Origin of the sequence: Intestinibacter sp. (genome assembly GCF_034113885.1) — a bacterium.
In the GTDB taxonomy this organism is placed as follows: domain Bacteria; phylum Bacillota; class Clostridia; order Peptostreptococcales; family Peptostreptococcaceae; genus Intestinibacter.
Window position 1 is genome coordinate 1 of sequence record NZ_JAXEWM010000197.1, and the last position, 8342, is coordinate 8342.

The 8342-nt window shown below is 29.0% G+C and carries 9 protein-coding genes; 2 read left to right on the forward strand and 7 right to left on the reverse strand.

What is annotated here, in order from left to right:
- Positions 1-423: hypothetical protein (locus tag SPD90_RS12265; RefSeq protein ID WP_320925417.1), on the forward strand; the 423-nt coding region annotated here is incomplete at its 5' end.
- A gap of 88 nt (positions 424-511) precedes the next feature.
- On the opposite strand, the gene htpG is transcribed toward SPD90_RS12265, so the two are convergent.
- The gene (htpG, locus tag SPD90_RS12270; RefSeq protein WP_320624969.1) at positions 512-2473 is read right to left on the reverse strand and encodes a molecular chaperone HtpG; all 1962 of its coding nucleotides are present in this window, start codon (positions 2471-2473) and stop codon (positions 512-514) included.
- A gap of 409 nt (positions 2474-2882) precedes the next feature.
- On the opposite strand from htpG, the gene SPD90_RS12275 reads away from it, so the two are divergent.
- Positions 2883-3815 carry a D-aminoacyl-tRNA deacylase gene (locus tag SPD90_RS12275; RefSeq protein WP_320925418.1) on the forward strand — a complete coding sequence of 311 codons (933 nt, stop codon included), beginning with the start codon at positions 2883-2885 and terminating at the stop codon, positions 3813-3815.
- 60 nt (positions 3816-3875) lie between these two features.
- Here SPD90_RS12275 and SPD90_RS12280 read toward each other — a convergent pair whose 3' ends face one another.
- The 6 genes from SPD90_RS12280 to SPD90_RS15355 form a co-directional block, all read right to left on the reverse strand.
- Complete coding sequence (locus SPD90_RS12280; RefSeq protein WP_320925419.1) at positions 3876-4229, reverse strand: NusG domain II-containing protein; 354 nt, start codon at positions 4227-4229, stop codon at positions 3876-3878.
- A 197-nt stretch (positions 4230-4426) separates the two neighbouring features.
- Complete coding sequence (locus tag SPD90_RS12285; RefSeq protein WP_331680577.1) at positions 4427-4870, reverse strand: Hsp20/alpha crystallin family protein; 444 nt, start codon at positions 4868-4870, stop codon at positions 4427-4429.
- Between the two features lie 165 nt (positions 4871-5035).
- Complete coding sequence (locus SPD90_RS12290; RefSeq protein WP_320626250.1) at positions 5036-5473, reverse strand: Hsp20/alpha crystallin family protein; 438 nt, start codon at positions 5471-5473, stop codon at positions 5036-5038.
- A 476-nt stretch (positions 5474-5949) separates the two neighbouring features.
- Positions 5950-7134 carry a M20 metallopeptidase family protein gene (locus tag SPD90_RS12295; RefSeq protein ID WP_320925420.1) on the reverse strand — a complete coding sequence of 395 codons (1185 nt, stop codon included), beginning with the start codon at positions 7132-7134 and terminating at the stop codon, positions 5950-5952.
- A gap of 135 nt (positions 7135-7269) precedes the next feature.
- Positions 7270-8076 carry a hypothetical protein gene (locus SPD90_RS12300; protein WP_320626248.1) on the reverse strand — a complete coding sequence of 269 codons (807 nt, stop codon included), beginning with the start codon at positions 8074-8076 and terminating at the stop codon, positions 7270-7272.
- A gap of 175 nt (positions 8077-8251) precedes the next feature.
- Positions 8252-8341 (reverse strand): SH3 domain-containing protein, encoded by a 90-nt coding sequence (locus SPD90_RS15355; RefSeq protein ID WP_442909076.1) that lies wholly within the window; start codon positions 8339-8341, stop codon positions 8252-8254.
- Position 8342: the final 1 nt, after the last annotated feature.

The following is an 8342-nucleotide window of genomic DNA, read 5'->3' on the forward strand; positions in this document are numbered from 1 at the left end:
AAATCTTTAGTATATAATTTTTATGAGGAAGTTAATATTTTTTCAAGTAAAATTGATGAAAATCTTACATTTAAAGAAAACTGCTATATATTATTTGATTTTTTTACAAATAGAATTATAACTATTTCTCCTTATTTTCAATTACTTTCTAGTAACTTTAAAATCAAAGATTTTTGCGATTATTTAAAAAATGACTCTATATTAGATAATCTAAAAAATGATCTTTATTCTATAACAACAAAAATTATATCTATAGGAGTAACTGAAGGTATAATAAAAGAAGATGACAATAAAGATTATCAGCGATTCGTAATGATAAGCGCCTGTAGTGGTATCGCAAATTCATTCTGTGAAAATAAATCTACAGACTTAGAAATTTGCAAATCCTATGCTTATGAATTTATAAAAAGAGCTTTAAAATAAGAAAAATTAAAACGGGGCTATGATAATTTCACATAGTCCCGTTTTTTGTTTATATTATATTATGTAAAAGCTTTAGAGGAAAGCTAATTTATAGTGATATTACTCTAGTCATCAATTCATTACTTCTCTTAATAAATAGGTCTAACTCATCTGCGCTTAATTCTTTATTAGCAAGTAATGCTAGGTCTACTATTTGATTACAGATTACTTCTACATCTTCCTTCTTACTTTCGTCATCCTTGATAGATAATACTTTTTGTATTAGAGGATTCTTGTCGTTTATAACTAATGTTTTTTCTTCATGTAAATCAAATCCATAGTTAAGGTCATTAAATCTCTTTTGCATTTCCATCATTCTTCTAGATTCTTCTGAAATCAATATAACTGCTGGAGTGTCTTCTTTCTTCAAGCTTTCAACTGTGTATTTTTGAATTCTATCTCCTACAATTTCTTCGAAGAATTTAGTTATTTCTTCATCTGCCTTTTCGTCTTTTTCAGCGTCTTCATCCTTTAATACATCAGATAAATCTGAGTCTATTCTCTTGAATCTTACTCCAGGTTGTGCATATTCAAGTAGTGATATGAAGTTATCATCTATTGCACAATCTAATACAAGTGCATTTAAGCCATATTCTTCAAATAATTTAATATATTGAGCTTGTTTTTCTTTATCTACAACGTAGAATACTTTGTTTTCGTGTTTATCTTTTGCTTCTTCTAGATATTCATTTAATGTTATGTACTTGTCATTAAGGTCTTTATATATGATATAATCTTTTACTCTATCATAGAAGCTTTGATCCTTTAAGCAACCAAATTTAATAAATAATTGGATATCATGCCAGAAGCCTTCGTATTTTTCTCTTTCATTTTTATATAATGATTTTAATTTATCTGCAACCTTCTTAACTATATTTTTAGAAATCTTGCCTACTTCTCTATCGTTTTGTAAGAAGCTTCTTGATACATTAAGTGGTAGATCTGGGCAATCTATAACACCTTTTAATAATAGTAAGAATTCTGGTATAACTTCTTTTATATTATCTGCAACGAATACTTGATTGTTGTATAATTTAACTTCACCTTCAACTAATTCAAATTCATTTTTTAGTTTAGGGAAGTATAAAATTCCTTTTAGGTTAAATGGATAATCAATATTTAAGTGAATCCAGAATAATGGTTCTTCGTAAACATTGAATACCTTTCTGTAGAAGTCTATATATTCTTCATCAGTACAATCCTTAGGTGATTTTAACCATAATGGATTTGTATCATTTAATGGAGTTGGTTTTACTGGTTCTGTTTCTTCTTCTGGTTCTTCTTCTACAGTTTCACCTTCTGCTTCAGCCTTTGCTCTTTCTTCTGCTTTTTTAGCTGCTTCTTCATCTTTTCTCTTAGCCTCTTCTTCTTCTCTGTCAGGATTTTCTACATATATTTCTACTGGTAAGAATGAGCAGTATTTTTTAATGATACGTCTTACATGGTATTCATCTAAAAATTCATCACTATCATCTGCTATAGTAAGAGTTATTGTTGTACCTCTTTCAGTTCTAGTTCCATCTTCAGTTATTTCAAATTGCATACCATCTTCTGATTGCCATCTTACAGGAGTTGCACCTTCTTGATATGAAAGTGTATCTATTTCAACATTGCTAGCTACCATAAATGCTGAATAGAAGCCTAGACCAAAGTGCCCTATTATATCATTTGATTCTTCCATTTTATCTTTGTATTTATTGAAGAAATCTTCTGCCCCTGAGAAAGCAACTTGATTTATGTATTTATCTATTTCATCTGCAGTCATACCTATACCATTATCGCTGAATGATAGAGTTTTGTTTTTCTTGCTAACTGAAACAGTTATTTTATAAGGTTGACCATCGTCATTAATTTCTCCTAGAGATACTAATCTTTTGTGTTTGCTAACTGCATCACAGCCATTACTTATTAATTCTCTTATAAATATATCCTTGTCTGAATATAACCATTTCTTAATTATTGGAAAAATATTTTCAGTATCTATTGAGATACTTCCTTGTTTTAATGCCATTTCGATAACCTCCTAAATTTAAAATTATTTATATATTAGTGTTATTTATTTTTCAAAAAAAATAACAAGGGATGCCTCCCTTGCTTATAAGGGTATTTGCTAAAAGTTCTATTTCTTTTCTATTTATTTCATAAAACTATTCTAATTAATTTTACTCATCGAACTTCCATATAAGAAATTTTATTATCACTCTTACCTTTCGAGTGCTAACTCTCAAGTAAAAAAATATACCGATATATTCAATCAGTATTTTTATTTCTATTTCTTATATATTTTATTATAGCACTTTTATTAGCACTGTCAAGTCTTGAGTGCTAAAAATTTTATAAATTTTATAACTTTAATTGATAAAACTTACTATTATTAATATAATGAATTTAATCGATTAAAATTTTGGAGGGTAATTAATATGAAGGCAGTATACTATATATGTAATAATACTAACTGGGGTCATGTAGCATCTAAAGTCTGGAACATCTTAGATGAAGAAGGATTTTTTCAAGAACACACAGGCATAATGTTTGCTGGACAAGAGGTAATGAAATACTCCGATGAAAAAAATGAATACTACTTCGTTCCAACAGATATTGCCTTATGTTTAGATTATGAACGTTTCTTACCTTATATGAATGCTAATTTCGCAGATTTTGATATGTCTGCTATGGTAACTTGGCATGAAGGTACACATGCTCCCGAAAACGTTCTAACTGTACACTCTCTAGGAGATGTAAATTCTGGCGTATTCACTAAAGCTCATCCTAGATTTATGAGAAATCTATTATTAGCTTACGAAAAAAACAGAATAGAATTAGGACTAGAACAATACCATGTTGCAACTGAAGCTACTCATTGGTCAGGAGTACACGATGGAGAAGGTAATCCTAATTTATTAATAGAATATCCAGTTCCTATGGTGGATATAGAGGTTGGAAGCAGCTTAGATAGCTGGAATGACGAAAAGGCTTGTAGAGCTTTAGCTCGTACACTTGTGCATGTATTCGATGATGATGGACTTAAGGTTCACAATATATTATGTGTAGGTGGTGTTCACTTCGAACCAAATTTTGCCGAAGCAGTATTTAAAACTTGGGGCGATGAAACATTTGGAGTTTCACATATAATAGCAAATCAATGGCTAGTAAGTGGAGATTATCAAGAAGATAGCGGTTTTGAACGCGCTTGCAAATGTGTAGATTCTATAGATGGAGGAATCGAAGCTATATTCTTCCACGACAAGCTAAAGGGCTGCTACAAGGATTTAGTTAGAAAATTAGGAAGCACATACAATGTTCCGATATATAAACATCAAAAGCTTAGAAAACCTGAAGAATTAGAATGGTAAATAATAAAAATACCCTATACAGCATTTATTCGTGTGCTATGTATAGGGTTTATTTTTTAATTATTTTACTTTGACATCGTAATCGCTTTCTTTGTCGCTGCTTACTTGAACTATAGTTTTATTTGGAAGGCAGACTATTTTTTCTCCATCAGAGCTTATCTCACCTTGTTTTATACAAAGCTTGTCTGGACAATCGGCATCCTCCATATGTACAATACCGTCTTTTATTACGACTGTATTATGATCGTCTACATTAATAGTCTGATCCTCGTCTATAGAATATTTCCCATAAACCTTGCCATCTACCGTTATAGTGGCTTCTCCTCCCTGCTTACTAAGCAAAAACTTCGCACCGAAAGCAATACATGCCACAAGTAATACCACAATTATTAATATTATATCCTTTTTTTTCATATCTATTCTCCAACTATAAAATTATGTTTATCAATAACTATTCTCAATTTTTATTTTAAGTTTTATTATTTTTATAGTCAAGTAAATAAGATTAATCTAGACAAGATCTTTGAAATCTAAACAAAACAAATTAGGTAGGCACTAAGCCTACCTAATCGTAATTAAATTAAAAAGGAAATATATGTATCTATTATTTATTATTGTATTTCTATAACTTGTCCACCTTCGATTTTCTTAACTTCTTTCTTAGGTACAAATACATTCAAAATACCTTTATCGTATTTTGCCTTGATATCTTCTTGTGTTATTTGATCACCTACATAAAAGCTTCTCTTAGAACTACCATAATAACGTTCTTGTCTTATTATATGTCCATTGTTGTCTTTTTGATCATTTGAAGTTTTGTGTTCAGCACTAATTGTTAGATATCCATCTTTTAACTCTAATTTTAAGTCTTCTTTGTTGAATCCTGGAACTTCCATATCAAGTTCATATCCATTGTCTTTTTCTTTGATATCTGTAGACATTACGTTTGCTGTATTTACATTAAACATTGGGTCTGTAAAAAAGTCATCAAATAAACTCTTATTAAAATTAAATCTTTCTGGGAATAACATAAAGCATCTATCCTTTCTATACATTAGTACTCTATGTCTGGAGTGCTAACTCAACCATTTTATTTGAGCATACCCTTTGCTCTGGTTGAAACCTTATTAATTATATTTATTATTAATTTATTTACTGGAAGGCTTATCATGAAGCCTCCCTTACTAGCCTTTTAATTTTTAACTTCTAATCTACAATAATTATTGTATTTCTATAGTTTGTTTATTTTCTATTTTCTTAAGATCTTTTTTAGGTACAAATACATTTAATATACCTTTATCGTATTTAGCTTTTATATCTTGTTTTTCTATTTGATCGCCTACATAGAAGCTTCTCTTAGAGCTACCGTAGTAACGTTCTTTTCTTATTACACGTCCTTCGTTGTCTTTTTGATCATTTGTTGTATTGTGTTCAGCAGTAATTGTTAGGTATCCTTCTTTTAATTCTATTTTTAAATCTTCTTTATTAAATCCTGGAACCTCCATAGCAAGTTCGTATCCATTTTCGTTTTCTTTAATATCTGTAGCCATTCTGTTTGTTGTATTTGTTGTATTTACATTAAAAACTGGATCACTGAAAAGATAATCAAATAAATTACTATTATTAACTAAACCAAATCTTCTTTCTGGAAATAACATAACACATCATCCTTTCTTTTCTTATTAGCACTCTATGTTGTCGAGTGCTAAGTCAACTGCTAAATTTAAGCATACTCTGTATGCTTTAGTTGAACCTCTATTATATTTTTAAAATCTTTAGCTTGTTTTAAAATCCAAGCTTTTATTCGTTTGCATATTGTTTTTATGTCTTATTTGTTATCCTTTATCCTTATGACTATATAATACAACTTTTTATTAGCACTGTCAACAGTTGAGTGCTAATTTTTTCCAAAAAATTTTTATATTTTTTGAAAGCCTGTATTTTCAAGCCTTACAGAGATTTTTTTATTAATATAATCATTAAATTTAAAAAGCTGGAGGGCTAATTTCCTCCAACTTTTTGATATTTTTATAATGCATAGGAAATTATATTCCTTTGAAATTTTAGATAAATATAATTTCCGTCATGCATTTCAAGAAAATCAACATTATGGATCTTTAGGATAAAGATTTTCTTACTTAAAATAATCTATAACTATATTTACCATAGCCTTAATTCCAGTTTTTATACAATCCTCATCACAATCAAATTTAGAATTATGTAATATACAAGTATCTTGATTTTTTTCAGATTTACATCCTAAAAACATAAAGCAAGAAGGAACCTCCCTAGCGAAGAAAGAGAAATCCTCTCCACCTGTATCCGGATTATCCATTTCAACTAAATTATCTTCACCTATACTATTTATCAATGACTTCTTCACTAGCTTAGTAAGCTTTGGATCATTAAATGTCACAGGATATCCATGATTAAATTCATACTCATAATCACAACCATGAATATGGCATACATCACTTATTATCTGTTCTATTCTATCTGGAAGAGATTCACAAGCTGCAACACTTGAACATCTAACAGTTCCTTCTATTGATACTTCATATGGAAGTACATTATATCTTATACCACCATTTATTTTAGATAATGTAAGCACTACTACATCGCTTGGATCTGTATTTCTACTTACTATAGTTTGAAGCTGAGTTATTAGATAGGCTGCACATACTATAGCATCGTGACCTTCATGTGGCTTTGATGCGTGTGATGCCTTGCCCTTTATAGTTATAAAAATTCTATTTGATTCTGACATCATAGCATTTGGTTTGACAGCGATTGTTCCAGTTGAATAATCCCATACATGAAGTGCAACTGCATTGTCTACATGAGGATTTTCTAAAACACCTTCTTTTATCATAAGTGGAGCACCACCTACTGGATTATTTTCTTCTGCTGGTTGAAATACAAATTTTACGTTTCCATCTATTTCATCCTTTATCTCATTTAAAATCTTGGCTACTCCTAGTAATACTGATGTATGTATATCATGACCACAGGCATGCATCACTCCTGGATTTTTTGATTTAAATTCTAAATCTGTTTCTTCTTGTATTGGAAGTGCATCCATATCTGCTCTTAGCATCAAAGTTTTGTGAGTTTTATTTGGATTTAAATTAGATACTACACCAGTTTTGCCAACTCCTTCTTGTAATTTAAGTCCTAATTTCTTCAATTCACATGCTACAAGCTTTGATGTTTCAAATTCCTTTAAGCTAAGCTCTGGATTTTGATGTATATGTCTTCTTATCGATATTACTTCATCTAAATATTTATCTACTAATTTATCCACTCTATCATTTAACATAAAATTTCCCCCTAAAAATTAAAAGATACAGAATTATTTCTGTACCTTTTAATTATATTCCTACAAATTTACAATTTCTAGATTTATTATTATATTTAATTTATTATATACAATGTTAATATATTTTAAATAACTTTAATACATAGGATATCCTATATTTTTAAACATACTAGTTGGAACCTTTGATACTGATGAAACTTTTACCCAACCAATCTTACCTGAAGAAGTTTCAAATCTGATATATTTCTTTGAATCCTTTGAATAAGTTGCAGTTGCATATACTATATTACCTTTTTTTATTGTAAATGCTACAGTTGATGAGTTTGGTTTTTTATATGCTTTAATATCCTTTAATGCTTTGTATCTAATAGTAAGCATATCTGGATTTATCCCATAATTTATAGGTTGTTTAGTAATACTATATCCTGAAACCTTGTATTCTGAAATACAACTCATAAGAACATTATCATTTATCCATCTAGCTATTTTAACTATACCTGTACTGCTATTATAAGAGTTAATATCACTTGCTCCTGATATAGTTTTTATAGTGTATTTACCACTATTGTATTTTACTATTTTTGCTGAATTGTCACCCTTCATATAAATTTCTTTGCTGCTGTCTTTTGAATAAAAATCGAATATACGAACTTCCTTTGATGGATATGAACCATAATGCCATTCTTGTACACTTGTTACGTATTTTCCATTTATGTATAATTTGATTTTATAATCTGTGGAATTTATAGCACTTCTTGTAAATTTAATTTTTTCGCTACTTCCTTTTCCATCTAAATTATAAGTATATGTCGTGTTAGCTTTTAAAGTCTTTAAACTACTTGTTGCGGCATCTACTTCTGTAGTTCCAAGAATTGCAAAACTAGAAATTACTATAGCCAATGCTAAAAATATTGATACGATTTTTTTACCAAAAAGCTTCATATTATCGCCTCCTCTTAATATATTTATATTTTACTATATTTTTTATAAAATTTGGTATTTTTACCACAAAATAAAACTGGTATTATCTGTAAAAAAATAAGTACCCCTGCCAAATAGACAGGAAGTACTTTAAAGACTTGTTAGCTTTTTTCTATATTATTAATAAATAATTATATTAACTTAATTTTACATATTTTCCTGATATATATCCATATGATCCATTGTATTTTATTTTATACCAGCCATTTGAACATTTTTCTACTATT

Bases quoted from the DNA above. Each gene is read 5' to 3' on its own strand.
- SPD90_RS12275 (WP_320925418.1), top strand. From the start codon at position 2,883: ATGAAGGCAGTATACTATATATGTAATAATACTAACTGGGGTCATGTA.
- SPD90_RS12290 (WP_320626250.1), bottom strand. From the start codon at position 5,473: ATGTTATTTCCAGAAAGAAGATTTGGTTTAGTTAATAATAGTAATTTA.
- SPD90_RS12295 (WP_320925420.1), bottom strand. From the start codon at position 7,134: ATGTTAAATGATAGAGTGGATAAATTAGTAGATAAATATTTAGATGAA.
- SPD90_RS12300 (WP_320626248.1), bottom strand. From the start codon at position 8,076: ATGAAGCTTTTTGGTAAAAAAATCGTATCAATATTTTTAGCATTGGCT.
- SPD90_RS12280 (WP_320925419.1), bottom strand. From the start codon at position 4,229: ATGAAAAAAAAGGATATAATATTAATAATTGTGGTATTACTTGTGGCA.
- SPD90_RS12285 (WP_331680577.1), bottom strand. From the start codon at position 4,870: ATGTATAGAAAGGATAGATGCTTTATGTTATTCCCAGAAAGATTTAAT.
- htpG (WP_320624969.1), bottom strand. From the start codon at position 2,473: ATGGCATTAAAACAAGGAAGTATCTCAATAGATACTGAAAATATTTTT.